General features: G+C 59.6%; 21 protein-coding genes, 1 tRNA gene, 1 other RNA gene and 1 riboswitch. Of the genes, 17 read left to right on the top strand and 6 right to left on the bottom strand.

Features of this window, described 5'->3' with window-relative positions; all coding sequences use genetic code 11:
• Positions 1-127: 127 nt before the first annotated feature.
• From WMO20_RS01985 to WMO20_RS01960, 6 genes are all read left to right on the top strand, one after another.
• Positions 128-1,144: a GDSL-type esterase/lipase family protein gene (locus tag WMO20_RS01985; RefSeq protein WP_349185673.1), complete on the top strand. Its 1,017-nt coding sequence runs from the start codon at positions 128-130 to the stop codon at positions 1,142-1,144.
• Between the two features lie 663 nt (positions 1,145-1,807).
• A complete protein-coding gene (locus tag WMO20_RS01980; RefSeq protein ID WP_097785880.1) occupies positions 1,808-3,274 on the top strand; it encodes an aminotransferase class I/II-fold pyridoxal phosphate-dependent enzyme in 1,467 nt (488 codons plus the stop codon).
• Positions 3,275-3,286: 12 nt separating this feature from the next.
• A complete protein-coding gene (speE, locus tag WMO20_RS01975) occupies positions 3,287-4,144 on the top strand; it encodes a polyamine aminopropyltransferase (RefSeq protein ID WP_055186663.1) in 858 nt (285 codons plus the stop codon).
• Positions 4,144-5,019, top strand: coding sequence for an agmatinase (gene speB / locus WMO20_RS01970; RefSeq protein ID WP_112090275.1), 876 nt, complete (start codon positions 4,144-4,146; stop codon positions 5,017-5,019). Before speE ends, speB begins: the two co-directional genes overlap by 1 nt.
• Before the next feature lie 38 nt (positions 5,020-5,057).
• Positions 5,058-6,317, top strand: coding sequence for a saccharopine dehydrogenase family protein (locus WMO20_RS01965; RefSeq protein WP_015537820.1), 1,260 nt, complete (start codon positions 5,058-5,060; stop codon positions 6,315-6,317).
• Complete coding sequence (locus WMO20_RS01960; protein WP_349185672.1) at positions 6,317-7,528, top strand: carboxynorspermidine decarboxylase; 1,212 nt, start codon at positions 6,317-6,319, stop codon at positions 7,526-7,528. Before WMO20_RS01965 ends, WMO20_RS01960 begins: the two co-directional genes overlap by 1 nt.
• Before the next feature lie 263 nt (positions 7,529-7,791).
• Here the strand turns inward: WMO20_RS01960 and WMO20_RS01955 are convergent.
• Both WMO20_RS01955 and thiT read right to left on the bottom strand, forming a co-directional pair.
• A tRNA-Ala gene (locus WMO20_RS01955) sits at positions 7,792-7,867 on the bottom strand.
• Between the two features lie 160 nt (positions 7,868-8,027).
• Positions 8,028-8,594 carry an energy-coupled thiamine transporter ThiT gene (thiT, locus tag WMO20_RS01950; protein WP_097783562.1) on the bottom strand — a complete coding sequence of 189 codons (567 nt, stop codon included), beginning with the start codon at positions 8,592-8,594 and terminating at the stop codon, positions 8,028-8,030.
• Between the two features lie 85 nt (positions 8,595-8,679).
• A riboswitch (TPP riboswitch) is annotated at positions 8,680-8,780 on the bottom strand.
• Between the two features lie 110 nt (positions 8,781-8,890).
• Between thiT and WMO20_RS01945 the strand changes: the two genes are divergently transcribed.
• Positions 8,891-9,139, top strand: a complete 249-nt coding sequence (locus tag WMO20_RS01945) for a sporulation transcriptional regulator SpoIIID (RefSeq protein WP_015537824.1) — start codon at positions 8,891-8,893, stop codon at positions 9,137-9,139.
• A gap of 81 nt (positions 9,140-9,220) precedes the next feature.
• On the opposite strand, the gene sigG is transcribed toward WMO20_RS01945, so the two are convergent.
• The 3 genes from sigG to WMO20_RS01930 form a co-directional block, all read right to left on the bottom strand.
• Positions 9,221-9,988 carry an RNA polymerase sporulation sigma factor SigG gene (sigG, locus tag WMO20_RS01940; protein WP_349185671.1) on the bottom strand — a complete coding sequence of 256 codons (768 nt, stop codon included), beginning with the start codon at positions 9,986-9,988 and terminating at the stop codon, positions 9,221-9,223.
• Positions 9,989-10,635: 647 nt separating this feature from the next.
• Positions 10,636-11,340, bottom strand: a complete 705-nt coding sequence (gene sigK, locus WMO20_RS01935; RefSeq protein WP_349185670.1) for an RNA polymerase sporulation sigma factor SigK — start codon at positions 11,338-11,340, stop codon at positions 10,636-10,638.
• A 383-nt stretch (positions 11,341-11,723) separates the two neighbouring features.
• Positions 11,724-12,560, bottom strand: a complete 837-nt coding sequence (locus tag WMO20_RS01930; RefSeq protein ID WP_349185669.1) for a sigma-E processing peptidase SpoIIGA — start codon at positions 12,558-12,560, stop codon at positions 11,724-11,726.
• A gap of 258 nt (positions 12,561-12,818) precedes the next feature.
• On the opposite strand from WMO20_RS01930, the gene WMO20_RS01925 reads away from it, so the two are divergent.
• From WMO20_RS01925 to WMO20_RS01910, 4 genes are all read left to right on the top strand, one after another.
• Positions 12,819-13,268 carry a hypothetical protein gene (locus WMO20_RS01925; RefSeq protein WP_349185668.1) on the top strand — a complete coding sequence of 150 codons (450 nt, stop codon included), beginning with the start codon at positions 12,819-12,821 and terminating at the stop codon, positions 13,266-13,268.
• 461 nt (positions 13,269-13,729) lie between these two features.
• Positions 13,730-15,658, top strand: a complete 1,929-nt coding sequence (locus tag WMO20_RS01920) for an NAD(+) synthase (protein WP_349185667.1) — start codon at positions 13,730-13,732, stop codon at positions 15,656-15,658.
• A 3-nt stretch (positions 15,659-15,661) separates the two neighbouring features.
• Positions 15,662-16,015 carry a NusG domain II-containing protein gene (locus WMO20_RS01915; protein WP_349185666.1) on the top strand — a complete coding sequence of 118 codons (354 nt, stop codon included), beginning with the start codon at positions 15,662-15,664 and terminating at the stop codon, positions 16,013-16,015.
• Positions 16,016-16,030: 15 nt separating this feature from the next.
• Complete coding sequence (locus WMO20_RS01910; protein ID WP_349185665.1) at positions 16,031-17,719, top strand: LCP family glycopolymer transferase; 1,689 nt, start codon at positions 16,031-16,033, stop codon at positions 17,717-17,719.
• 123 nt (positions 17,720-17,842) lie between these two features.
• Here WMO20_RS01910 and rnpB read toward each other — a convergent pair.
• Positions 17,843-18,180: RNase P RNA component class A (rnpB, locus tag WMO20_RS01905), an RNA gene on the bottom strand.
• A 107-nt stretch (positions 18,181-18,287) separates the two neighbouring features.
• Between rnpB and WMO20_RS01900 the strand changes: the two genes are divergently transcribed.
• From WMO20_RS01900 to WMO20_RS01875, 6 genes are all read left to right on the top strand, one after another.
• Positions 18,288-19,199 (top strand): RluA family pseudouridine synthase, encoded by a 912-nt coding sequence (locus WMO20_RS01900; RefSeq protein WP_349185664.1) that lies wholly within the window; start codon positions 18,288-18,290, stop codon positions 19,197-19,199.
• A gap of 190 nt (positions 19,200-19,389) precedes the next feature.
• A complete protein-coding gene (locus tag WMO20_RS01895) occupies positions 19,390-21,285 on the top strand; it encodes a peptidoglycan DD-metalloendopeptidase family protein (protein WP_349185663.1) in 1,896 nt (631 codons plus the stop codon).
• Positions 21,286-21,355: 70 nt separating this feature from the next.
• On the top strand, positions 21,356-22,075 hold the full coding sequence (gene deoD / locus WMO20_RS01890) for a purine-nucleoside phosphorylase (protein WP_044960247.1): 720 nt from the start codon (positions 21,356-21,358) through the stop codon (positions 22,073-22,075).
• Between the two features lie 75 nt (positions 22,076-22,150).
• The gene (locus WMO20_RS01885; protein ID WP_349185662.1) at positions 22,151-22,603 is read left to right on the top strand and encodes a cytidine deaminase; all 453 of its coding nucleotides are present in this window, start codon (positions 22,151-22,153) and stop codon (positions 22,601-22,603) included.
• Positions 22,604-22,813: 210 nt separating this feature from the next.
• A complete protein-coding gene (locus WMO20_RS01880) occupies positions 22,814-23,995 on the top strand; it encodes a BMP family lipoprotein (protein ID WP_349185661.1) in 1,182 nt (393 codons plus the stop codon).
• A 265-nt stretch (positions 23,996-24,260) separates the two neighbouring features.
• Positions 24,261-25,775, top strand: coding sequence for an ABC transporter ATP-binding protein (locus WMO20_RS01875; protein ID WP_349185829.1), 1,515 nt, complete (start codon positions 24,261-24,263; stop codon positions 25,773-25,775).
• Positions 25,776-25,778: the final 3 nt, after the last annotated feature.

The raw sequence follows: 25,778 nt of genomic DNA, 5'->3' as shown, positions 1-25,778 counted from the left end.
CCTGTTGTATGCAAGACCCAATTGGTTGCACAGGCAAAAAAAATATGATAAAATGGGTGCGCACTCCAAAATTACCGGGCAGAAGTACCTGCCTGTTGGGATAATTGCAGAAAGCTGGACAGAGATTATGGGCATTTCACACGAATATCATTCGGCACCCCGGCGGCGCACGGGCGGGGGCATCAGCGGCAAACTGCGGCTGGCAGGGGTCATTGTGGTCATCCTGCTGGTCGCCTATGCGGTGACCGCTATTCTGGAAAAGGGAACAGCGGCGGAGGACAGCACCCCGCAGACCAGCGCGGGCGGCATTGCGCAGAACATTCTGGCACCGCTGCCCATGCAGGGCGAGGCGGCTTCCGGCAGCGACAGCGAGGGTGCAGCCGATAGCAGCGGCACGGCGCAGGCGGTGCAGCTGGAAAACTTCGGCCCCGCCCGGCAGACCGACGGTGCCTATACCATTAAGGCTTACGACGCCAGCGTCATCCGGCAGCCGACCTGCGGTCAGGTAGACCTGAGCTATTTTTCGGACGCTGCCTTTCTGGGCGACAGCCTGACGGTGGGCTTTTCGGACTACCAGATCAATCTGAGCGGCGCGCTCATCTGCGGCTATACGGGTGTAGGGCCGGACGCCATCGTCAACCGCGCCGCCGTCAAGAGCCCCACCCGCGGGCAGGAGGTGGCACTGGATGTGCTGGCAGCGGCGCAGCCCAAAAAGCTGTATATCCTGCTGGGCACCAACACCCTGACCACCTTGGGCGCTGCGGACCGTTTTCTGGCATACTACGGACAGATGCTGGACGAGCTGCGCCAGACGCTGGGCGAGGACTGCATTATTTATGTACAGTCCATCCCGCCGGTACGGCCTGCGGCAGCGGAAAAAAAGCCGGGTCTTGCCTCGGACGTGCTGCGCGGCGTGAATGAGCAGCTGGCGCAGCTGGCTGCCAGCAAGGGCTGCGTTTATCTGGATCTGTGGGAGACACTGGCTGACGGCGAGGGCAACCTGAAAGAGATGATCGCCGCACCGGACGGCGTGCACCTTTCGGCCGGCAACGGCTACGGTGCATGGGTCACTTACCTGCGCAACCACGCGAAATATTCCGCAAGTAACCCGTGGATCATGGGCAGCGCATACAGCGCAGAATAACCAGAGCAAAGGACAGCTGCACCAAACGATGCGGCTGTCCTTTTTTTTTGCGGGTTCAGCGGGATGTTTTTGCACAAAACAGTCTTTTCTGCATGGAAAAGGCTGTCTGCCAAAAAGTTTTAGTTGACAGAAAAGGCGAATCATGTTATTCTTTTGTTGATTTTGAGAGACACCGCCTTGCAGAGTCTTTTCAAAGCAATTTACTCGGGACCGCCCAACGGGGCTAAGGCCATACGGACAGCCGGGTCCACTGCCGACCGGCGGCGCAAGCTGCCATTATTGATTGAGTTACTGCGAGACAACGATGAAACGGGTTTCAAACCTTGCGTTGGCTCGCGTGCCGCAGCACTGCTGTTTTGATTAGAAGCAGCGGCTGCCCCTGCGGCAAAGCTCTAAATTTTATAAGTTGGTTCCTTTACAACCATGAAATTGCGCAGCCTATGCGCAGACTTGTGAAACGGTCAATAAGAGTAGTAAAAGTGTAGTTGCTATATAGACTCTCATCACCCCGTCTTTTTGGATCGCGAATAACGCGCAGCACCGGCACTTACGGCTGGGTGCTTTATCAGCGCGGAAAAAGCTGTTCCAAGCGCAGGTCTGCACATTTGTGCAGTGCCTGCGCTTTTTTGTTGTGCAAAAAGGGAAACAGGGACGGAGGATAAGATGAACGAGAACAAAGCACGTTCCCGGCTGGACCAGCGCCGTGCGCCCATCTACGAGGCGCTGGAGCGGTTCCGGCAGATGCGGGTGGTGCCCTTTGACGTGCCCGGTCACAAGCGGGGCCGCGGCAACCCGGAGCTGACCGCTTTTCTGGGTCAGCAGTGCGTGGGCGTGGACGTGAACAGTATGAAGCCGCTGGATAACCTCTGCCACCCGGTGTCGGTCATCCGGGAAGCTGAGGAGCTTGCCGCCGATGCCTTTGGTGCGGCACACGCCTTTTTAATGGTAGGCGGCACCACCAGCAGTGTGCAGAGTATGGTGCTTACCGCCTGCAAGCGGGGTGATGAGATCATTCTGCCCCGCAATGTGCACCGCAGCGTGCTGAACGCGCTGGTGCTGTGCGGCGCTGTGCCGGTGTATGTGAACCCGGAGGTGGATAAGCGTCTGGGCATCTCGCTGGGCATGAAGCGGGAGCAGGTGGCAAAGGCCATCAAGGAGCACCCCAACGCCGTGGCTGTGCTGGTGAATAACCCCACCTACTACGGCATCTGCTCCGATCTGCGTGCCATCGTAAAAATGGCGCACGACGCCGGAATGCTCTGCCTTGCGGATGAAGCCCACGGCACCCACTTCTACTTTGGCGGCGGCCTGCCGGTGTCTGCCATGGCGGCAGGCGCAGATATGGCCTCGGTGTCCATGCACAAGAGCGGCGGCAGCCTGACCCAGTCCAGCCTGCTGCTCATCGGCCCCAATGTGCATCAGGGCTATGTGCGCCAGATCATCAACCTGACCCAGACCACCTCCGGCAGCTATCTGCTGATGTCCAGTCTGGATATCTCCCGCCGCAATCTGGCGCTGCGGGGACGGCAGGTGTTCCATCAGGTGGCAGACATTGCCGAGTACGCCCGCGAGGAGATCAACGCCGTAGGCGGTTACTACGCCTTTGGCAAGGAGCTGTGCAACGGCGATTCCGTCTTTGACTTTGACACCACCAAGCTCAGCGTCCATACGCTGGATATCGGTCTTGCCGGCATTGAGGTCTACGATATCCTGCGCGATGAGTACGATATTCAGATCGAGTTCGGCGATATCGGCAACATCCTTGCCTACCTGTCCATCGGCGACCGTCCGCAGGAGGTGGAGCGGCTGGTCAGTGCACTGGCCGAGATCAAGCGCCGCTACCGCACCGACGGCTCGGGTCTGCTGAGTCAGGAATACATCGACCCCGTGGTGGCCGCCAGCCCGCAGGAGGCCTTCTACGCCCCCAAAAAGAGCCTGCCCCTGCGGGAGACCGAGGGCATGGTGTGCAGCGAGTTCGTCATGTGCTATCCCCCGGGCATCCCCATCCTTGCACCCGGCGAGCGCATCACCAAGGAGATTTTGAACTATATCGAGTACGCCAAGGCCAAGGGCTGCAGCATGACCGGCCCGGAGGACCCTGAAATTTTGCACCTGAATGTTCTGGCATAAGGAGGGAAAAAGATGGAATTTTGGTTTTCAGAGTTTCACACCCCGGATGTGAAGCACAGCATCCGGGTGAACAAGCAGCTCTACTCCAAGCAGAGCGATTACCAGCGCATTGATATCTTTGAGACCCCGGAGTTCGGCCGGGTGCTCACGCTGGACGGCAACGTGATGCTGACCGAGCGCGATGAGTTCATCTACGATGAAATGATCGTCCATGTGCCCATGGCGGTGCACAAGGAAGCCAAAGATATTCTGGTCATCGGCGCCGGTGACGGCGGCGTGGTGCGGGAACTGACCCGCTACGACCGTGTGGAGCGCATCGACCTTGTGGAGATGGACCCGCAGGTGGTGGAAGCCTGCCGCGCCTATCTGCCCGGCAATGCCTGCCGTATGGATGACCGCCGGGTGCATATCTACTTTGAGAACGCCCTGAAGTATATCCGCCGCTGCGAGGAAGAATACGACCTCATCATCGTGGACTCCTCCGACCCCTTCGGCCCCTCTGAGGGTCTGTTCACCCGCGAGTTCTACGGCAGCTGCTTCAACGCCCTGAAAGAGGATGGCATCATGGTCAACCAGCAGGGCAGTCCCTTCTACGCCGAGGACGCCAGCGCCATGCAGCGCAGCCACAAGCGCATTGCGTCCACCTTCCCCATCAGCCGGGTGTATCAGGCACATATCCCCACCTTTGCGGCGGGGTACTGGCTGTTCGGCTTTGCAAGTAAAAAATATCATCCCATTGATGATCTGGACGCAGAGTCGTGGAAGGCGCTGAATATGCGCACCCGCTACTACACCACAAAACTGCATATCGGAGCATTCTACCTGCCGGCTTTTCTGGAGGAGATGCTGCGGGAAGTGGAGGAACACTGATGCACCCCAACGTTGAGAACTTTATCGGCTGCGACAGCAGCTACCGCGCCGCCAGCATCGTGCTGTACGGTGCACCTTACGATTCCACCACCAGCTACCGCCCCGGCGCACGGTTCGGCCCGGCGGCTATCCGGCACGAGAGCTATGGTCTGGAGACTTACAGCCCCTACCAGAACGCCGACCTGACCGATTTTGACGTGTTCGACAGCGGCGATCTGGAGCTGTGCTTCGGCTCCAGCGAGCTGGCGCTGGCCGATATCGAGGCTCGGGCAGAGGAAATTTTGAAGGACGGCAAGTTCCCGCTGCTGCTGGGCGGCGAGCATCTGGTCACGCTGGGCGCGGTGCGGGCTGCGGTGAAGAAATATCCCGACCTGCACATCGTCCACTTCGATGCCCATGCCGACCTGCGGGACGACTATCTGGGCGCGAAGCTGAGCCACGCCTGTGTGCTGCGCCGCTGCCACGAGCTGGTAGGGGACGGCCGTATCCATCAGTTCTGCATCCGCAGCGGAGACCGGGCAGAGTTCGAGTTCGCTGCCCAGCACACCGAGATGCACAAGTTTGATTTTACCGGCCTTGCAGAGTTGACCGCACAGCTGTGCGAGAGCAAGGTGCCGGTGTACCTGACCATTGATCTGGACTGCCTTGACCCTTCCTGCTTCCCGGGCACCGGTACCCCGGAGGCCGGCGGCGTGAGCTTTTTGCAGCTGCTGGATGCCATCCGCACTGTGACCAAGGCCAACATCATCGGCGCAGACCTGAACGAACTGGCTCCCACGCTGGACACCACCGGCGTTTCCACCGCCACCGCCTGCAAGGTGCTGCGCGAGACCCTGATCGCGCTGGACAAGGGCTGGCCGGGATTTCAGGTATAAATACGAACCTACCATTTACAGATAAAGGAGTAATCGACATGAGCAAAGTTCTGATCATCGGCTGCGGCGGCGTGGCCTCCGTTGCCATCCATAAGTGCTGCCAGGTGCCCGAGGTGTTCACTGAGATTTGCATCGCCAGCCGTACCAAGGCAAAGTGCGATAAGCTGGCTGCCGAGCTGGCTCCCACCACCGCTACCAAGATCACCACCGCACAGGTGGACGCAGACAAGGTGGAAGAGGTCATCGCTCTCATCAAGGCGTACCAGCCCGATCTGGTAATGAACATCGCCCTGCCTTATCAGGATCTGACCATCATGGACGCCTGCCTTGCCTGCGGCGTCAACTACATGGACACCGCCAACTACGAGCCCGAGAACACCGACGACCCGGAGTGGCGTGCCATCTACGAGAAGCGCTGCAAGGAGGCCGGCTTCTCTGCCTACTTTGATTACAGCTGGCAGTGGGCCTACGCCAAAAAGTTTGAGGAAGCCGGTCTGACCGCCCTGCTGGGCAGCGGTTTTGACCCGGGTGTGACCCAGGCATACTGCGCCTACGCCAAAAAGCACGAGTTCGATACCATTGACACCATCGATATTCTGGACTGCAACGGCGGCGACCACGGCTATGCCTTTGCCACCAACTTCAACCCCGAGATCAACCTGCGCGAGGTGTCCGCACCCGGCAGCTACTGGGAGAACGGTCACTGGGTAGAAATCCCCGCTATGAGCATCAAGCGGGAGTACAACTTCGATCAGGTGGGCGACAAGGATATGTACCTGCTGCACCACGAGGAGATCGAGTCTCTGGCAAAGAACATCCCGGAGGCAAAGCGCATCCGCTTCTTCATGACCTTTGGCCAGAGCTATCTGGATCACATGCGCTGTCTGGAGGACGTGGGCATGCTGTCCACCACCCCTGTCAACTTTAACGGACAGGAGATCGTGCCCATCCAGTTCCTCAAGGCACTGCTGCCGGATCCTGCCAGCCTTGGCCCCCGTACCAAGGGCAAGACCAATATCGGCTGCATCTTTACCGGCAAAAAGGACGGCAAGGACAAGACCTACTACATCTACAACGTCTGCGACCATCAGGAGTGCTACAAGGAAGTGGGCTCTCAGGCCATCAGCTACACCACCGGCGTGCCGGCTATGTGCGGCGCCCTGATGCTGCTCACCGGCAAGTGGACCACCAAGGGCGTGCACACTGTCGAGGAGTTTGATCCCGATCCGTATCTGGATGCACTGGACAAGTACGGCCTGCCCCGCTCCGAGAGCCACAACCCGGCTCTGGTGGACTGATGCGGGTGCGCGACAGCCGCCCGCCCTTTGCGGGGCTGGCAAACCTGTCCGAGGAGCAGCTGCACCGCCTGCCCACGCCCTGCTACCTGCTGGATGAAGCCCAGCTGCGCCGCAACGGCGAGATCCTGCTGGGGGCGCAGCAGCGTACCAGCTGCCGCATTCTGCTGGCGCAGAAGGCTTTTTCTAACTTCAACGTCTACCCGGTGCTGGCACCCTATCTGGCCGGTACCGAGGCCAGCGGCCTGTACGAGAGCCGTTTGGGCAGGGAAGAGCTGCCGGAGAAGGAGAACCATGTGTTCTGCGCGGCCTACCGGGCAGACGAGTTTGAGGAATTGCTGCAATACGCCGACCACATCGTGTTCAACTCGCCCAGCCAGCTGGCAAAGTTCGGCCCGGCGGCAAAGGCGGCTGGCAAAAGTATCGGCCTGCGCATCAACCCGGAGTGCTCCACGCAGGAGGGCCACGAAATTTATGACCCCTGTGCACCCGGCAGCCGTCTGGGCACCACCCGCGCCCAGTGGGACGCCGCCGTGGCAGCGCACCCGGAGCTGCCCGCCCTGCTGGACGGTCTGCACTTCCACACTCTGTGCGAGCAGGACGCGGATGCGCTGGCGGTAACGCTGGCAGCAGTGGAGGAAAAGTTTGCCGATCTGCTGCCCCGCATGAAATGGCTCAATTTCGGCGGGGGACACCACATCACCCGCCCGGGCTACGCCCTTGCTACGCTGGAAAGTTGCATCCTGTCGGTGCGGCAGAAGTACGGCGTACAGGTGTATCTGGAGCCCGGCGAGGCTTGGGCGCTGAACGCTGGCTATCTGGTTACCACCGTGCTGGACACCCTGCGCAACGGAGATACCAGCCTTGCCATTCTGGATATGTCCGCAGCCTGCCACACACCGGACGTCATCGAGATGCCCTACCGCCCGCCGCTGCTGGATGCCGGTGAGGCAGGGGAGAAGGCACACACTGTCCGGCTGGGCGGCCCCACCTGTCTTGCGGGGGATATCATCGGGGATTACAGCTTTGACGCCCCCCTTGCCGAGGGCGATAAGCTCATTTTCGGCGATATGGCCATCTACACCACCTGCAAGAATAACACCTTCAACGGGATGCCCCTGCCGCCCATCTGGCTGCTGGGTGCAGATGGCAGCTGCCGGGAACTGGTGCACTTCGGCTATCAGGACTTCAAAATGCGCTTGGGCGCACAGTAAAATAAAAAGCGTTTGTCACGGCCTGTGGGCTGCGACAAACGCTTTTTTCATGAAAGGGGTCGTTAAGGTGAACGACAGATAAGACAAAAAAGCACCACACGTTTCCGTGTAGTGCTTTGGTTCTGGTGGAGATTACCGGGCTGTTGTAATCACGGTGACCCTCTTGCAGTCCATGCACGGCGCTCTCCCGGGTGAGCTAAGCCCTCACTCGGTTGGCCTTAACGAAAAAAACACCACACGTTTCCATGTAGTGCTTTTCTTTCTGGTGGAGATTACCGGGATCGAACCGGTGACCTCTTGCATGCCATGCAAGCGCTCTCCCAGCTGAGCTAAACCCCCAGATGTCTTATTTTGTGCCTGACGACGTGTGTAATTATACCAGCCACAGGGGCGCTTGTCAACAGTTTTTTGAAAAATTTTTGCGGTAAAAGATCCCCGCAGGGCATGTGCCCGGCGGGGATCGGAAAGCGGGGGAGTGCTCGTTTTGAAAAACTACGCCTTAGCGTGCCTGACGGTCGAAGATCTGCGGGGCCACGCGGCACAGCAGCACAGCGGCCACCATGGTGAGCAGGGTCTCGGGCAGCATATAGCTACCGTTGTAGGTCAGGCTGTAAGTCCATGCGGCCAGACCATCATTCAGGTTGCCCCACACCAGCACGCCGGACAAAAAGCTGCACATAAAGCGCAGGAAACCGGCGGCAAAGGTGCCCACGGCTACGCCCACGGTGCGGTTTTTGAAGGGGCGGGCGAACAGCTCGGCCAGACCCAGTGCCATAAAGGCCAGCACATAGTCCAGCAGCACCTCACCGAGGAAGTAGAGGAAGGTGGAAGCGGGAGGAGGGTAGAAGCCCATGATCATTTGCAGGCAGGAGTTCACGAAACCGGTGAACAGGCCCCACTTTGCGCCGTGGCGGAAGGACACCAGCACAAAGGGCAGCATGCTCAGCAGGGTAATGCTGCCGCCGTTGGGCATGGTGAAGAACTTGATGTTGGAAAGCACCGTGCCAATGGCGATCATCAGGGCGCATTCCACCAGAATACGGGTCTTGGAATAGGTTTTGGACATGATGAAAAGATTCCTCTCTCATAGTAGTACACAAAAACAAAATGCGCCTGCTGGCAGCAGACGCATGGAGGTTTGTTGAACGTACCGGACAGTTCCGCAAACTCCCTACGCCGGTATTGCCCGGATCAGGTAAAGGGTACTCCGCGCAATGCGGATCTCAGCCTTACGGCGCCCCTGTTTTTATGTCCGCCCACAGTATACGCGCCGGGAGACAAAAAGTCAAGCCCGCAGACATATTCCGCCCCGGCGGCGCGTATGTTATACCATTGCAAAGCTGGAACGCAGGGAGGCGGGATATGAAAGCCGATCCGGAACAGCGCGCCGTGCAGCTGGGCGAGTACATTGCCGCCCACAACGCCACGGTGCGGGCAGCGGCGGCTGCGTTCGGGTGCAGCAAGTCCACCGTGCACAAGGACGTTGCCGTGCGGCTGCGCAGCATCAGCCCTGCGCTGTACGGGCAGGTGCGTGCCGTGCTGGCGCGCAACAAGGCCGAGCGTCACCTGCGGGGCGGGGCTGCCACCCGGCGCAGATACAGCCGCCGCTAAGCCCCAAAAAGACCGCTGCATTGTGCAGCGGTCTTTTTTGAGCCACTTTTTCATGGAGGGCGCAGCGAAAAGCGGCTGCTTTTATCCCCCGGTGTGGAACTGCTGCAATGCGCCTTTTTCCAGCCGGCTTACCTGTGCCTGACTGATGCCGATCTCCTGCGCCACCTCCATCTGGGTCTTACCGCGCAGATACCGCAGCTCCATAATGCGCTTTTCCCGGGGCGTAAGGGCGGCTACCGTGTCCCGGAACTGTAACCCGCTGATCCAGCTTTCCTCGCTGTCCGGGTCGCGCACCTGATCGATGACATACATCGCATCGCCGCTGTCGGTGTACACCGGCTCGTCAAGGCTGAGCGGCTCTACCACCGATTCCAGCGCGGCGGTCACCTCGCGCCGGGCAAGGCCCGCTGCGGCGGCGATCTCGTCCATGGTGGGTTCGCGTCCCAGCTGCTTTTCCAGCGCTTCCCGCGCCTGCATGGCGCGATAAGCGGTGTCCCGCAGGGTGCGGCTTACCCGCAGGGCGTTGTTGTCCCGCAGGAATCGCCGTATCTCCCCGATGATCATCGGCACGCCGTAGGTGGAAAAACGCACCGGCTGCGCGGGGTCAAAATTGTCGATGGCTTTGATCAGCCCGATGCACCCCACCTGAAACAGATCGTCCAGATTTTCGCCCCGCTGGGCAAACCGCTGCACCACGCTGAGCACCAGCCGCAGGTTGCCCTCCACCATCCGCGCCCGGGCAGCTTTGTCCCCGGCGTGGGCAAGGGTGAGCAGCTGACGCTTTTCCGCTTCGGTCAGCACAGGCAGCTGCCCCGTGTTTACACCGCATAGCTCCACCTTGTTGTACATCCAAACGCCCCCGGTCTTTTAGCTTTACCGGAAGTATGGCTCTGTGCGCCGGGCGCTATGCGTGGAAAAAATTGAGCGCCCCTCCGCAAAAGAGGGGCGCTTTATAGACAAATCTGTAATTTTATGGTATGCTGTGACTGGCGGCGCAAGCCGTCCATCAGGCGCTGTGCCCACAAACGCAGGACGGGTTGCGGCACCCAGTATCCGCTTCGTGCCTTGGGCGGCACTCGCGTCTTACTGGCCGCTGCCCCAACCTCGCCTCCCTGCTTCTGCCGCAGGCAGCGGTCGGCTCCGTTGCAGCTAGCTCCTTACCGGTACCTGAGTGCCGGGTAAGAGCGAATTTTTTTTTCTTTGAAATCTCGATTCTCCCCGGACGCTTAAGGGCGGGAAGGGGGGATGCGTCATGACATTTGAACAGGTCGTATTGCTGCTCACGCTGCTTGGCGGAGCGATCTACATCACCTTTCAGATCACATGGACTGTATCACACAGTGATGATAAAAAGAAAAAATGACCGCCTCCACGATTCCCCAATCCTGAACGGTCATTTTTCTTTTGATCTAACATGGTAAGGAGTTAGCCGTTTGCCGGGCCAGCGCCTCTTGTGTTCTTATTATACACGTTCCCACGCGGAATGTCAAGCGCTGCTACTCGCTTTCAAGGCGGGTTTTCAGGGTGTGGATGATGCGCTTTTCCAGCCGGGAGATATAGCTCTGGCTGATGCCAAGGGCGTCGGCGGCTTCCTTCTGGGTGCGCTCCACGCCGTCGGTAAGGCCAAAGCGCAGCTCCATGATCTGCCGCTCCCGTGCCGAAAGCGCTGCCACGGCGCGGCGCAGCACGGCGCGCTCGGCGTCCTGCTCCAGCTGCTGGCTTACCGCGTTGGCATCGCTGCCAAGGATGTCCGAAAGCAGCAGCTCGTTGCCGTCGCCGTCCACGTTCAAAGGCTCGTCGATGCTGGCTTCCTGCCGGCGGTTGGAGCTTTTGCGCAGGTACATCAGGATCTCGTTGCCGATGCAGCGGCTGGCGTAGGTGGCAAGTTTGATGCTGCGGGCAGGGGTGAAGGTGTTTACCGCCTTGATCAGCCCGATGGTGCCAATGCTTACCAAGTCCTCGGCGGGCACGCCGCTGTTTTCGTACTTTTTTGCCAGATACACCACCAGCCGCAGGTTGTGGGTGATCAGCTCCTCGCGGGCGGCGGCGTCCCCGGTGGCCATGCGGTCAAGCAGGGTTTTTTCCTGCTCGGGGGTCAGGGGCGGGGGCAGGCTGGGCCCGCCCGCCAGATAATGCACCGCGCCGCAGTAGCGCAAACGCCCCCACAGCCGCTGCCACATCTGCCGGAAAAACTGCAACATGGATATCCCTCCTGTGCACCATTTATTATATGTACTATAAGAGGAGCGTGCTCGCCCTCTCAGGCGCTAACGCGCCAGCTCTCCCAAAGGGAGAGCCCTTGGCATAGCGGAAAAGTTTTCAGTTACACCGTAAAGCATGTAGGTACAAAAACTTCATCTGAAAGTGACTCTTTACAAAGGGAAGCACTCTTGTCAAAAGATGAATCAAGCGGGGACTGCCAAGGCCTCTCCCTTTGGGAGAGGTGGATGCGAACGTAGTGAGCAGACGGAGAGGGCGAGCTTGCTGCCCGCAGCGCTGCACTTTCGCAGAAAGCGGCGCTGCAAATGCCGCCCCCCTTTACGACCCTTCCTGCGAAAATGCATTTGTAGCGCTCCGCAGAGCGCTACACCCCCACATCCTCCGCTACGTCGTCCCCCAGCAGCAGCGTCCATGCGCCGGCGGGGGCGTCCGGGGCGCAAAAAGCCGCCAGCAGGCCGGGCACGCGGCGCTGCCCGCAGCACAGTGCGGCGGGCACGGCAGGCAGCAGGCAGCGGCCGGTAACGGCGGCGCAGGGCACAAACTGTACCCCAAGCCCGGGGGGCGGGGCAGCGCCGGCGGCAAACCAGCTGTCTAAGGTTTCCCGCAGCGGCGCGGGCAGCCGGCTGCGCACCGGCGGGTACTGCACCAGCACCACCCGCCGCCCGGCAAGGGGGTCCTGCAGGGTAAAGCCGGTGTCGTGGTAAGCCTGCACCGGCACAGCCGCCCCTGCCAGATGCAGCACGGCGGCAAAGCAGCCCCGCTGCGGGCGTCCAAACACCGCCAGCAGCCCGCGCAGCAGCGCATACACCCCAGCGCAGCAGATCAAAAGCTGCCCCGGGCGCACCGGCAAAAGCACGCTCAGGTTGTTGGTCTGCACCCCGGGCAGCACCACCGCGCCGCACAGCACGCCGTTCAGCGCCGCGTACCACCCGCACAGGCGGGCAAAGCTGCGCGCCCCGGGCACGCCGTAGCACACCGCTACCACGCAGCAGCAGCTGACTATTTTATATAGTACCGCCAGCGGGGCGCACCACGGCGGCGCCAGCAGGGCAAGGGTGCTTACGGCAGCCGCCGCGCTGCCCGCGCACAGCCGCAGCCCGGTGCAGCTGCGCCCGCACAAAAGCCCCGCGCCCAGCAGCAGCGCGGCGGCTGCGGCAAAGTTTACCAGCAGCAATTCGTCCACAAAAACAACTGTTTTCATTGCAAAGCACCGCCTTATGGTTCTGAGAGCCAGTTTTTCATAAAATTGCGAAAAAAACTGTCACACCAGAAAAACCCGCATGAACAGTGCATATTTGCTACAAAAGCCGGGACTGGGTTTCACAGTTTTTACACTTTTTTCAAAAAAGTACTTGAACATTTCTGGAAAGTGTGGTATATTATTGCCATCCTAGTAAGGATTGAGCCGGAAACACCGGTTCGAAAATATTTTTTCTATTTTTGAAGGGAGTAATTCATTATGATGATGCCTGCAAATTTCTCTGCTGTGTCTGAGAACGAAATGACCTACGTTATCGGTGGCGGCGTTGCTGACTACCTGGCCCCCGTGATGGAGTCTGCTCAGTGGCAGAACTTCAGCAAGAACATGGTGACTGTGGTCGGTAACAAGTACCTGAGCGATTTCCTGACCAACACCGTTGGCGCTATGTTCAGCGGCACTTGGAAGCCCGGCGTTGGCATGGCTGGCTTCGGCAAGCAGTTCGGCGACATCTGGGCTGTTAACTACACCAACAAGCTGGGCGATGACACCACCGGCTTCCAGAAGTTCAAGTGGGGCCTGAAGGGCGCTGGCAACATCGCTCTGAACGTTGTTGGCAACCTGGCTGCTATCTACAACCTGGGCTTCGGCACCGTGAAGAACGCTGCTTCCGAGAGCACCTTCGTTAAGAATGGCGATTTCGCTTTCTAATCAGTTTTAACTGACTAGATCATGCTTGCGTGACTGTACCCCTAGGGGTGCAGGGAACATACTAGCATAATAACACCCCCGTAGGCTTATGCCTGCGGGGGTGTTTTTTTACCCCTTCCGTCTCGCTGCGCTCGCCAGCTCCCCCAAGGGGGCGCCTTTTGGCAATGCCGGAAAGTTTGCCGCTACCGCTGAAGCCGTCCCCTTGGACAGACTCTCCCCGGCCGGGGAGAGATGTCGCGTTAGCGACAGAGTGGGGAGCGGGTGACTGCGAACGTAGTGAGCAGACGGAAGGGGTGCACTCCGGGAAGTCGCTAACCGGAAAAACGAGACTGAGAGGGTTTTCCCACGTTCACACTTCTTTTACCAGACTGTTACTTTCCGTTTTATGCGGTTTGTGGTATACTATGGTCAACATGGGTCACCATGGCAACATTGAAACAGACAGGATGTGAAATCCTCTTATGAAAGATGGTTTTTTAAAGGCAGCTGCTTTTTCGCCCGCGCTGCGGGTGGCAGACTGCACCTATAACGCGCAGCAGATTCTGGAGCAGCTGCAAGCTGCCGCGCAGCGTGGGGTAAAGCTGGCGGTTTTCCCGGAGTTTTGCCTTACCGGCTACACCTGCGGCGATTTGTTTTTGCAGCGCACTTTGCAGCAGGGCGCACTGGATGCGCTGGAATGGCTGCTTGCGCAGACCCGCACGCTGGATACCGTGGCGCTGGTGGGCTTGCCGCTGCTGGTACACGGCAAGCTGTACAACTGCGCCGCCGTGCTGTGCCGCGGGCAGCTGCTGGGCATCGTGCCCAAGACCTACCTGCCCAACTACGGCGAGTTTTACGAAAAACGGCAGTTCACCCCCGGCAGCACCGAGGTGCAGACGGTGACTGTCTGCGGGCAGCAGGTGCTTTTTGGTACGTCGCTGCTGTTCCGCTGCCGCCAGATGCCCAGCTTTGTGCTGGGCGTGGAGCTGTGCGAGGACTTGTGGAGCGCGCTGCCGCCTTCCACCTTCCACGCGCTGGCGGGCGCTACCGTCATTGCAAACCTTTCTGCCAGCGACGAGACCGTGGGCAAAGCCGAGTACCGCCGCGCACTGGTGGCAAACCAGTCCGCCCGGCTGCTGTGCGGCTACCTGTACGCCTCGGCAGGGCACGGTGAAAGCACCACGGACATGGTGTTTGCCGGCCACGACCTCATCGCCGAGGACGGCAGCATTCTTGCCGAGACTGCGCCCTTTGCGGGCGACCATGCCGAGACCGAGCTGGACTGCCAGCGCATGGAAGTCGAGCGTGCCCGCAACACCAGCTTTGAGCCCAGCGCCGAGGGCTACGTCACGGTGGAATTTGACCTTGCACCGGAGGAAACGGTGCTCACCCGCCGCATTGACCCTGCGCCCTTTGTGCCGGGCGACCCGCAGCGCCGCGCCGCCCGGTGCGAGCTGATTTTAAAAATGCAGGCCGACGGCCTTGCCAAGCGGCTGGAGCACGCCCGCGCAAAAACGGCGGTCATTGGCATTTCCGGCGGCTTGGACAGCTGCCTTGCCCTGCTGGTGGCAGTGCGCGCCATGAAGCAGCTGCACCGCCCCGCCGCCGATGTGCTGGCGGTGACCATGCCCTGCTTTGGCACCACCAAGCGCACCCGCAGCAACGCCGAAATTTTGTGCGGGGAGCTGGGCGTGAGCTTTCAGGAGATCCGCATTGCCAACACTGTGCGCAGCCACTTTGCGGATATCGGGCAGGACGAAAAGGTGCTGGACGTCACCTTTGAAAACGGGCAGGCGCGTGTGCGCACGTTGGAGCTGATGGATCTTGCCAACCGCACCGGCGGCCTTGTGGTGGGCACGGGCGACCTTTCGGAGCTGGCGCTGGGCTGGGCGACCTACAACGGCGACCACATGAGTATGTACGGCGTAAATGCCGGTGTGCCCAAAACGCTGGTGCGCTATCTGGTGCAGTACGAAGCCGAGACTGCCGCCACCGCCGCTTTGCACGATGTGCTGCTGGATATTCTGGCTACCCCGGTCTCGCCGGAGCTGCTGCCCGCCAAGGACGGCGAAATTGCACAGATCACCGAGGATCTGGTGGGCCCCTACGAGCTGCACGATTTTTACTTGTATTATGTGCTGCGCTGCGGCTTTGGCCCGGCAAAGATCTACCGGCTGGCAAAGGCTGCCTTTGCGGGCAGGGCAGAGTACACGGACGCCGTGCTGTACAAGTGGCTGCGCAACTTCTACTGGCGCTTTTTTGCCCAGCAGTTCAAACGCAGCTGCCTGCCGGATGGCCCCAAGGTGGGCAGCGTGACCCTTTCGCCCCGGGGCGACTGGCGGATGCCCAGCGATGCCTGCGCCACCCTTTGGCTGGCAGAGCTGGAGCAGCTCAAGCCCGGGGAGCAGTAAGCTATGAAGAACAAAAAGCTTTTGACCAATATCCTGTTTGCAGCGGTGGTGCTGGCCATCGCAGCGGTACTGCTGGCTGTGCGCAGCCACAGCGCCACCGACGGAAAACTGGCTGCCCAGCTGATCTACGGTGACAACAATGCCGTGCTGGACATTCCGCTGGACAAGGATGAGACTTACAGTGTGGACACCGGTTATTATACGGTGCATATAGAGGTAAAGGACGGCAGCGCGCGGTTTATTGAATCGCCCTGCCCGGATCACATCTGCGAGGGCTTTGGCTGGCTGTCGGCGGAGGATCAGACCGCCACCTGCCTGCCCGCCCGCGCCGTGCTGACCATCGTTCCGGTGGGCTAAAAAAGGAGTATTCTCATGTTGGATGAAAACGAGCATTCCCGCAAGGAGGACGGCCGCTCCCTGCACCGCCTTTTGCACAAGACTGAGCAGCAGGACGCCACCGTGGAGGTGGACAGCGCCGCGTTTTTCTCGGAGCTGCCGCCGGAGCAATCTGCTCCGCCGCCCCGCCGCCCGCAGCAAAACACCCCCCGCACCACGGTGTCCGGGGGAAATGGGGCATACCAGCCCCCGAAACGAGGGAAGATCTTGCTGATCGTACAGGCAATTTTAAGCGTTCTGGCGCTGGTGCAGCTGTGGCGCACCCAGATGCTGCCGGTGCTGTATCTGGTGGTGCTGGCGGCGCTGCTTGCACTGCTGTGGCTGCTGGTCAAGCGCTGTCAGGAGTACAAAACTGCAGGCGCGGTGTCCCGGGCATTCTCGGTGGTGCTGTGTGCTGCCATGGCGCTGGGCTGCGTGTGGGCGCAGCAGGGTCTGACGGCGCTGGGCGATATGACCACCGGCTTTTTGAGCGATGCCGAGGCGAAAAAGATCACCAAAGAGCCTTTTGTGGTGTACTTGAGCGGCGTGGATACCCGCGGTGAGCTGACCGAAAAAGCCCGCAGCGATGTGAATATCCTTGCCGCCGTGAACCCCGAGACCAAGCAGGTGGTGCTGATCAACACCCCGCGCGATTACTATGTGGATCTTGCCGGAACAAACAGCAAGGATAAGCTGACCCATGCCGGCCTTTACGGCGTGCAGACCAGCATGGACACCCTTGGCAACCTTTACGGGGTAGATGTGCAGCACTACATCCGCATCAATTTTGCAGGCTTTATCAACATCGTTGATGCGCTGGGCGGCGTGGACGTGTACTCCGATCAGGCATTCACCTCGGTGGGCAGCCCCGGCTACTACGACCCCACCACCTTTGCCGAGGGCTGGAACCATCTGGACGGCAAGGCTGCGCTGGCCTTTGCCCGCGAGCGCCACGCCTTTAAGACCGGCGATGTGCAGCGCGGCATCAACCAGATGAAGGTGATCGATGCCATGCTGAACAAGATCAAGTCCCCGGCGCTGCTGATGGGATTTTCCAAGATCATGGATTCTGCCGCCGATTGCTTCGTCACCAGCCTTTCCCAGAACCAGATCAGCGCACTGGTGCGGATGCAGCTGAGCGATTTTGCAGAGTGGAACATTGAAAGCTACACCGTTACCGGCTCCTCCGGCAGCAGCACCAAGTGCTACTCTGCCAAGGGGCAGAAGCTCTATGTCATGAAACCGGACGAAAACTCCGTGGCAAAGGCCAAGGAGATGATCGCGGCGGTGCTGGGCGGCGAGGGCACGGTAAGCTCCACCACCCAGACCCCGGAAAAGACGGACGTGTACACCCCCACCGCCGACCCCGATGCCGCTGTCTCTGTGCCTGAGACGCCCGCCGACAGCGTGATCGTGGAAGAACCGGCGGAAAGCGTGCCCGAACAGTCTGGTGAGCAGTCTGCGGAGCAGCCCGCCGAACAGCCGGCAGAGCAGCCTGCGGAAACGCCCGCCGAGCAGCCCGCTGCCACCGAGACGCCCCAGCCGGAGACCCCCGCCGAGGGCGGCAGCACCGAGACGCCCGCCGTCAGCCTGCCCACGCAGGAGCAGGTAGAGCAGACCGCGGGCTCGCTGTACAGTGCCGCTTCCACCGTGCTGGACGCCATCCTTGGCGTCAGCGGGAACTGAGCATCCCTTTTGCGTAAACAACAAAGAGGTCACTGCACAAATCCTGTGCAGTGGCCCCTTTTTACGTTGCTGCAACAAAAAAGCTGCCTGCATAGCAGCAGACAGCGCAAAAACACAAAAGGGAAAACGAGATAGACCGTAAGCCGGGTTCTGTATTAAACGACGATCTGTCTAGGCCTGCCATTGCTGACAGGCTCGTGCCGCCTTCGGGACACGCGAGCAGCGCTGTACGTCCCATATAGGCGTTGCTTCCGGTAGGGTTTACAAAGCCGCATGGTCACCCATGCGCTGGTGAGCTCTTACCTCGCCGTTTCATCCTTACCGCATTGCTGCGGCGGTTTGTTTTCTGTTGCACTTTCCCTAAGGTCACCCTCGGCTGCCGTTAGCAGTTACCGTGCTCTGTGAGGCCCGGACTTTCCTCAGAGCGGTCAAAGCCGCCCCGCCGCCGTATGTTCCACTCGTTTTCCGTTCCTCATGATACCATAAAAAAGTAAGATTTGCAAGTGAAACGGATTTTTGTTATAATATCATTTGTGTTTTTGTGAATTTTGCAGGGGGAGGGCAGGCCATGCAGCTGTATTTTGCCGTGCCAGATACGGCTACCACCCACGAGGGGGTGCTGGTGCGCAGCTTTCTGCGCCAGTGTGCCGTCTCTACTGACCTTGCCCGGGCGGTCAAGTTCCGGGGTGGCGGCTTTTTTGCGGACGGTGTGCCTGTGCTGGCAAACCGGCGCATCTTCCCCGGGCAGGTGCTCTCCTTTGCCCTGCCGCCGGAAGGGGACGGTGTGACCCCGCAGCCGGAGATCCCGGTCAAGGTGGTCTACGAGGATGCCTTTGCCGTGGTGCTGGAAAAGCCGCCGCAGCTGGCGGTGCACCCCACCCTGAACTACCCCGGTGGTACGCTGGCAAACGGCTACGCGGCGTGGGCGGCTGCCCACGGCTACAGCCCGGTGTTCCGCCCGGTGAACCGCATTGATAAGGACACCAGCGGCCTTGTGCTGGCGGCGAAAAACGCCTACGCCGCACCGCTGCTGGCAGGCGGGGTGGCAAAGCTGTACTATGCCGTTGCGCAGGGTGCGCTGCCGCTGGGGGAAGGGGTCATTGATGCACCCATCGGCCGCCGGGGCGACAGCATCATCGGGCGCTGCGTCACCCCCGAGGGCAAGCCCAGCCGCACGGAGTATACTATTATAAAGGAAGAAAACGGCCTTAGCCTTGCAGCCTGTGTGCCGGTGACCGGCCGCACCCACCAGATCCGGGTGCATTTTGCGTCCATCGGCCATCCGCTTGCCGGGGACGACCTTTACGGCGGCAGCCGGGAGCGCATTGGCCGGCAGGCGCTGCACTGCGCCCGGCAGAGCTTTGCGGTGCCTGTGTACACCCCGCTGCCGGACGGTATCCGGGTAGAAATGCCCTTGCAGCTGCGCACGGTCACGGTGGAAAGCCCGCTGCCGCCGGATATGGAAGCGCTTTTTTCGTGAAAACTGCGTGAAAAAGTAGCCAAATTTTATGTAAGCGCTTGTTTCAAACCATGCAAAGTGTATAATAAAAAAGAGAGCGTATTGTGTACAGGCCCTGTTGGTCTTTTGAACAGGGGAACGTACACCATCTAGCTGCTGCGTTCCGGGCCGAAAAAATGCCCTGCAGCGGCGCAGGAAGGAGAAAATCCCGTTGACTGAAGATAAAACAAAGGAGCAGCAGCCCGCTGCGCAGCCGGTACGGCAGACCCGCCGCCAAAAGCTGCGCTCGCTGTGGGCACAGCTCCAGTGCCGGGGTGTGCTGCGGCGGCACAGACTGCGCCGCAAGCGTCAGCACCGCCGGGAAACGCTGTGGCATAAGCTGCTGCACAACCCCGTAGCGCCCATGGTGGGCGAGACGCTGTACGCCATCGGCTTTTCCGCCGAGTATGCGGTCATCCGTACCGGGCGCCGTTTGCAGCACGGGCTGCAGCGTCTGCTGCAGATGGGCAGAGATCTGCTGAAAAATATTGCATCCATGGCCTTTCCCGGGGCGGCGCGGCTGCTGCGGGATCTGTTTGGCCCGGTGGTGCTTGCCCTGCGGGGCACCGGGGCGCTGCTGCGCCACGCACACCGGGTGCGCAAGCAAAAAGGCTTTGGCGCTGCGCTGCGCGCAAGCGGGCACTTCATTGCGGAGGGCATCGCCGATAACATCCGCCTTGTGCCCCGCATGGCCATGTATGTGCTGCCGGCGGCAGCACTGGCTGTTATGGTGACGGTGTTCCAGACCACCATCCGTCAGCCTTACGCTTTGCAGGTGCAGGTGGACGATAAAACTGTGGGCTATGTGGCCAACGAAGAGGTGTTCAACTCTGCGCTGGAGGCTGTGCAGCAGCGTATCAATTATTCCGGTACAGAGCAGGCGCGCTTTACCGTGGAGCCTACTTATTCCGTGACCGTCGCCCATGACGTGATGGACGAAAATGACGTGGCTGACGCTATCCTCAAAACCTCCAGCGACCAGATCAGCGAGGGTACGGCTTTGTATCTGGACGGCGAGCTGACCGCCGTATGCGCGGACGGCACCGGTCTGCAACGATACATCAGCAGCCTGCTGGAACCCTACGAGAACCCGGACGACCCCAACACCACCGTGGGCTTCAACAAGGATGTCACGCTGGAAAACGGCATCTACTTCAACGAGAGCTTTCAGGAGGAAGCCGAGGTGGAGCAGCTGCTCTCCGGCGTGCAGCAGGCGGAAAAATCCTACACGGTGCAGAACGGCGATACCATCTGGTCCATTGCCCAGAAAAACGGCCTGACCGTGAAGGAACTGTGCGAAATGAACACCGGCTTTACCGCCAACGGCGAAAACGGCCTGACACAGGATTCCAAGATCCTGCCCGGCGATGCACTGACCGTGGTGCGGGAGGAGGAGACGCTGGAGGTGCGCATCACCAAGGTGGAAAGCTGGGAGGAAGAGATCGCCTACACCACCGAGACCACCAAGTCCAACGAGCTGAACTCCGGTACCAAGCGCGTTACCCAGAAGGGTGAGAACGGCATCCGCACCGTGACGGCACAGCGGGTGTACGATGCAAACGGCAATCAGCTTTCCCAGCAGATTTTGAGCACTGTAGTGACCAAGGAGCCTGTGACTGAAAAAGTTACGGTGGGCACCAAAAAGGTGTCCTCCGGTGCATCCTATATCACCGGCAGAGGACAGTTTATCTGGCCGGTGCCCGGCTATCGGAACTGCTCCCGCTGGTACGGCGGCAGCCACAAGGGCGTAGATATCTGCGCCGCCGCCGGTACGCCTATCTATGCTTCGGCAGGCGGTACGGTGACCAAGGCCGGCTATAACCGCGCCGGTGCAGGCAACGGCTACGGCAACTCCATCATCATCAACCACGGCAACGGCTACACCACCTTGTACGCCCACTGCCTGTCGCTGGTGGTGCACGCCGGTCAGTCGGTCAAGCAGGGTCAGCTCATCGGCTATGTGGGCAGCACCGGACGTTCCAGCGGCAACCACTGCCACTTCGAGATCCGGCGCAACGGCTCTTACATCGCACCGCAGAACGTGTTCAACCGCAGCAAATATCGGTAAATAGCAGCAAGGGCTTTTCCACAGGGGAAAGCCCCTCTGCTGTATCATGAATAAAAAGGAGAGATCATCTATGTCTACCCCTCACATCAGCGCAGAAATGGGCGATTTCGCCAAGACAGTCCTTATGCCGGGTGACCCCCTGCGTGCCAAGTTTATTGCCGATACCTTTTTGCAGGATGTCCGGCAGGTGACCGGTGTGCGCGGGATGCTGGGCTTTACCGGCACCTACGAAGGCCGTCCCATCAGTGTGATGGGCAGCGGTATGGGAATGCCCTCCATCGGCATCTACTCCTACGAGCTGTTCAGCTTCTACGGCGTGGAGAACATCATCCGCATCGGTTCTGCCGGCAGCTATACCGAAAAGGCCAAGCTGTTCGACACCGTGTTGGCTACCGGTGCTGTGAGCGAGAGCAACTACGCCCGGGTACAGAGCGGATTTACCGGCAACATCACCCTGCCCAGCGCAGCTTTGAATGAAAAGCTGCGTGCCTCCGCTGCAAAGCAGGGCATCCCCCTGATCGAGGGCAACATCCACTCCTCGGATGTGTTCTACCGCCAGCCCTCGGACGCAAAGCCCACCTACTGGGAAAAGCTGCGGGACGAGGATGGCTGCTTGTGCGTGGAGATGGAAAGCTTTGCCCTGTTTGCCAACGCGCAGGTGCTGGGCAAGAACGCCGCCTGCCTGCTGACCATCTCGGACAGCTTTGTGGCTCCCGGCATCACCACCGCAGAGGAGCGCCAGAAGAGTTTTACCGACATGATGAAGGTCGCTCTGGGCGCAGAGTACTGATCGCATAATTTTCCAGCGCGGCTGCCGCCCCAAGGCACAGCCGCGCTGTTTTTGCCCATAAAAGGAGGAAACAGCATGACAAAATTGACCATGGAAGAAAAGCAGGAGCTGATCCGCATGGCACTGGCCGCGCGGGAAAAGGCCTATGTGCCGTACAGCGATTTTATGGTGGGCGCTGCACTGCGCGCTGCGGATGGCCGCATCTTTACCGGCTGCAACGTGGAGAACGCCGCCTTTACCCCCACCAGCTGCGCCGAGCGCACCGCCCTGTTCAAGGCGGTGGCGGAGGGCGTGACCGCGTTTACGGATATCGCTGTGGTGGGCAGCCGCCGGGGCGAAGTGAACCGGCAGATCACCTCGCCCTGCGGGGTGTGCCGTCAGGCACTGTTTGAGTTCGGCGGGCCGGAGTTGAACGTCATTATGGCAAAGACCCCGGAGGATTTCATTGAGCGCAGCATGGACGAGCTGCTGCCCTTCGGCTTTGGCCCCTCCAACGTGGCGGGCAACAGCGCCGTGGAAGGGGAGTAAGTGTTCTTCTTTGAAAAACAGCGCAAGCAGGGATAAATTGGTGAATAAGCATTACTATTTTATAAATTATACAAAGGATTTGTAAAGAATTTGTAATCGGAAATTGCTTGCATCTGTCACATCCACCCGCTATACTTGAGCCAGTAAATGTGCCAGAGCGCACATTTCATTCTTTTGACGCATTTTTTTAAAATAAAAGGAGAGTTTCTTATGAAGATTTCTCGTCGTAACTTTCTGGCTGTGGCCGGTGCTGCTGCCGCTGCCGCTGCTCTGACCGCCTGCGGCGGTTCTTCCGCTTCTTCTACCAGCACTGCTTCTTCCGCAGCTGCCAGCTCTGCCGCCGCTTCCGGCGCAGCAGACGGCGCTGAGAAGATCACCAAGGTCGCTTTGACCTGCGATACCGGCACGATCGATGATGAGAGCTTCAACCAGGCTTGCTGGGCTGCTGTTTCCAGCTACATGGGCAAAAACTGCCAGTACTATATCCCCGAATCTGATGCTTCCGATGAGGACCGTGAGACCATGATCCGTCTGGCTGTCAACGAGGGTGCTGACGTTATCGTCTGCGTGGGCTACCTGTACGGTGCCTCTCTGGCATGGGCTGCTGAGCAGTACCCCAACATCAAGTTCATCGCTATCGATGTGACTCAGGGCGATATCGGCACCGACAGCATCCCCGCAAACTGCTACTGCATCACCTTCAAGGAGGAGCAGGCAGGCTATCTGGCAGGCTACGCCGTTGTCAAGGACGGCTACACCAAGCTGGGCTTCTTGGGCGGCATGGCTGTGCCCGCCGTTATCCGTTACGGCTACGGCTATGTGCAGGGCGCTGACGCTGCTGCAAAGGAGCTGGGCACCAACATCGACATCAACTACTTCTACGGCGGCCAGTTCTACGGCGATGCCAACATCACCTCCCGTATGGAGGGCTGGTATGCCAACGGCACTCAGATCGTCTTTGCCTGCGGCGGCGGCATCTACACCTCCGCTGTTGAGGCTGCTCTGAAGAACAACGGCTACGTTGTGGGCGTTGACGTTGACCAGAACTACATCGGTGTCAACGGCGTGGCAAAGGACGGCTACGCTTACAACCCGTTCATCACCTCTGCCATGAAGGGTCTGTCTGAGTCTGTCAGCACCGCTCTGGGCGATATCGAGGCCGGCGAGTGGAGCAACATCGCTGCTACCAACGGCAACTTCGGTCTGGAGGACGGCGACTACGTTGGTCTGCCTACTGCTGATGACAGCTGGAACTTCAAGACCTTCACCAAGGACGAGTACGAGACCCTGAAGACCAAGATCGCTTCCGGCGAGCTCGTTGTGGACAACAGCTCCGACGACGCTACCAAGCCCACCGTCAGCGAGTTCACCAAGGTCAACTACATCCAGTAATCGCTATCCCGGAATTACTCCCGTAATAGGGGCGGGGTGCTCATGCAGGGGCACCCCGCCCTTTTTGTATGCCTGCGTGGGAGAATCAGATTGGAAATCGTGCAGACCGTACAAAAGTAATACTTTTACTTGTGCTTTTTGACAAAAAATCAAAAAGCCGTGTGCAAACTGCAAAAAATCAGGTATAATGGTTTGTAGTATAGAAAAGGTGTCGTTACGGCACGAAAGGAGAGTGAGCAGATTGGCAGAGGATTATGTGATCGAGATGCTCCACATTACCAAGGAATTCCCCGGTATCAAGGCAAACGATGATATCACCCTGCAACTGCGCAAGGGCGAGGTACACGCCCTTCTGGGCGAGAATGGTGCGGGCAAAAGTACGCTGATGAGCGTGCTGTTCGGCCTGTATCAGCCGGAACAGGGCAAGATCCTGAAAAACGGCAAGGAGGTTGCCATCCGCAACCCCAACGATGCCAACGCACTGGGCATCGGCATGGTGCACCAGCACTTCAAGCTGGTGGAATGCTTCAGCGTGTTGGACAACATCATTCTGGGCGTGGAGCCCAACAAGATGGGCTTTTTGCAGAAGGCCGAGGCACGCAAAAAGGTGATGGCGCTGAGCGAAAAGTATGGTCTGCGGGTAGACCCGGACGCCCTGATCAGCGATATCTCGGTGGGTATGCAGCAGCGCGTGGAGATCCTGAAGATGCTGTACCGCGACAACGAGATCCTGATCTTTGACGAGCCCACCGCTGTGCTGACCCCGCAGGAGATCGACGAGCTGATGGAGATCATGCGCGGGTTCAAAAAGGAGGGCAAGTCCATCCTGTTCATCACCCATAAGCTCAACGAGATCATGGCTGTGGCCGACCGCTGCACCGTGCTGCGCAAGGGCAAATATATGGGCACGGTGGATATCAAGGGCACTACCAAGGAAGAGCTTTCCCGCCGCATGGTGGGCCGTGACGTGCAGCTGCAGGTGGAAAAGCAGCCCGCGCACCCCGGCGAGACCGTGCTGGACGTGGAGAATGTTACCATTCACAACGACCAGCGCAAGAAGGACGTGGTGAAGGATGTGTCCTTTAAGGTGCACGCAGGCGAGATCGTTTGTCTGGCGGGCATCGAGGGCAATGGCCAGACCGAGTTCATCTACGGCCTGACCGGCCTGAGCAAGCTGTCTAGCGGCAAGCTTACGCTGGACGGCAAGGATATCACCCACGAGAGCATCCGCCAGCGCTCCAAGGACGGCATGGGTCACATCCCGGAGGACCGCCACAAGCACGGTCTGGTGCTGGATTTCAGTCTGGAAAACAACATCGTACTGCAGCGCTACTGGCAGCCGGAGTTCCAGAAGGGCGGCTTTATCCGTGCCGATAAGGTGCGCGAGTACTCTGACCGGCTGATCAAGCAGTACGACGTGCGCAGCGGTCAGGGCAGTGTGACCACCGTGCGCAGTATGTCCGGCGGCAACCAGCAGAAGGCCATCATCGCCCGCGAGATCGACCGCGACCCCAAGCTGCTGGTGGCAGTGCAGCCCACCCGTGGTCTGGACGTGGGTGCTATTGAGTACATCCACCGCCAGATCGTGGCCGAGCGCGACAAGGGCAAGGCCGTGCTGCTGGTCAGCCTTGAGCTGGACGAGGTGATGAACCTTTCTGACCGCATCCTTGTAATGTACGAGGGCGAGATCGTGGGCGAGTTTGACCCCAAGACCACCACCGTGCAGGAGCTGGGTCTGTATATGGCAGGTGCCCGCAAGCAGGGAAAGGAGGAGCAGTAACAC

The organism is Faecalibacterium intestinale (assembly GCF_040096575.1).
Taxonomy (GTDB): Bacteria; Bacillota; Clostridia; order Oscillospirales; family Ruminococcaceae; genus Faecalibacterium; species Faecalibacterium intestinale.
This window is presented reverse-complemented; position numbering and strand designations above follow the sequence as displayed.